The organism is Streptomyces sp. a15 (assembly GCF_059026085.1).
In genome coordinates, this window is record NZ_JBWLKM010000216.1 from 1 (window position 1) to 1,742 (window position 1,742).

Genomic DNA, 1,742 nt, shown 5'->3' on the forward strand with positions numbered 1-1,742 from the left:
GCCCGCACCAAGTGGCGGGACACCGTCTACGAGTACGACGACCTCGACAACCTCCGCAAGGTGACCGCGCCCGGCGGTGCCGTCACCACGTTCGAGTTCGACAAGCGGGGCCGCCAGACGGCCTCGACCGACCCCGACGGCGGCCGTACCCAGATGCGGTACGACAACTCCGACAACGTGGTGGAGACCGTCGACCCGCTGGGCCGGTCCCTGTTCACCACGTACGACGTCGGCGGACGTCCGACCACCCTGCGCGAGGGGAGCACGACCGGACCCAAGCGCCTGGAGTGGACCTACGACTCCCTCTACAAGGGTCTGCCGACCGCGCAGATCCGCTACGAGGGCGGCCGTGAGTACCGGGAGGAGGTCACCGACTACGACAACGCCTACCGGGTGAAGAAGTCCCAGACGGTGATCCCCGCCGAGGAGACCGGCGTGGCCGGCACGTACGAGTACGAGTACTCCTACACGCCGACCGGCAACCTCGCCTGGGTGTCCGTGCCGGGTCTGGGCGGTCTGGTCACCGAGCGGATCGTCTTCCGCTACAACACGGACGACCTGCCGATCTTCATCGGCGGCGCGTCCACGTACCTCGCCAACGCCCAGTACTCGGCGTTCGGCGAGATCCTGCGCACCGACGCGGGACCGGCGGGTAAGCAGGTGTACGGCACCTACGTCTACGACGAGTTCACCCGTCGCCTGCAGACGGCCACCTTCGACCGCTCGATCAGCCCGGGGCGTATCAACGAGGCACGGTACGGGTACGACGAGGCCGGCAACGTCACCAGGATCACCGACGTGCCGGGTGCCGCCGCCGAGGGCTCCGCCGGGACCGACACGCAGTGCTTCGTCTACGACCAGCTCAGGCAGATGACCTCCGCCTGGACGTCGCAGACGGCGGACGACTGCGCGGCGGCGCCCTCGAAGGAGACGGTCGGCGGTCCGGAGGCGTACTGGCAGTCGTTCCAGTACGACGCGGCCGGCAACCGCACCAAGCTCGTCGAGCACGACCCCACGGGCGACGCCGCCAAGAACGTCACCCGTGACTACGTCTACGGAAAGGAAGGCGTCGGCGGTCCGAACGCGCTGGCCGAGGTCAAGTCGACCGGCCCGAAGGGCGAGACCCTCGCCACCTTCGGCTACGACAAGGCGGGCAACACCACCGGACGCCAGCACGGCGGCACCAACCAGACCCTCGAGTACGACATCGAGGGCCAGCTCCGCAAGGTGACCCAGCCCGTCGAAGGCGGCGGCACCAAGACCACGTCGTACCTGTACGGCGCGGACGGCGAACGCCTCATCCGCACCGGCGCGGACGGCAGTCGCACGCTCTACCTCGGCGACGCGGAGCTGACGGTCAACGCGGCCAACACCACTGCGAAGGCGGAGCGCTTCTACGCGCTGCCGGACGGTTCCACGGTGGTCCGCGCGACCGGAGGCGTCCGGCAGCTGATGCTGGCCGACCACCACGGCACCTCCCACACGGTCGTGGACATGGTGGACGCGGCGATGCGCGTCACGCGGCGCAAGTCGATGCCGTTCGGCGAGACACGGGGGCTGGAACCCGCGTCCTGGCCCGGGCAGCGCGGCTTCGTGGGCGGCACGGTCGATGAGGACACCGGGCTGACCCGGCTCGGTGCCCGTGACTACGACCCGGCCACGGGACGGTTCATCCAGGTCGACCCGATGGTCGACTACGGCCAGCCGGCCACGATGAACCCGTACGCCTACAGCAACAACGC

1 protein-coding gene is annotated in these 1,742 nt (G+C 69.4%); it reads left to right on the forward strand.

Annotated features, from left to right (window positions below):
• On the forward strand, positions 1–1,742 hold a 1,742-nt coding region (locus tag AC5P09_RS51715; protein ID WP_493880594.1), incomplete at both ends, for an RHS repeat-associated core domain-containing protein.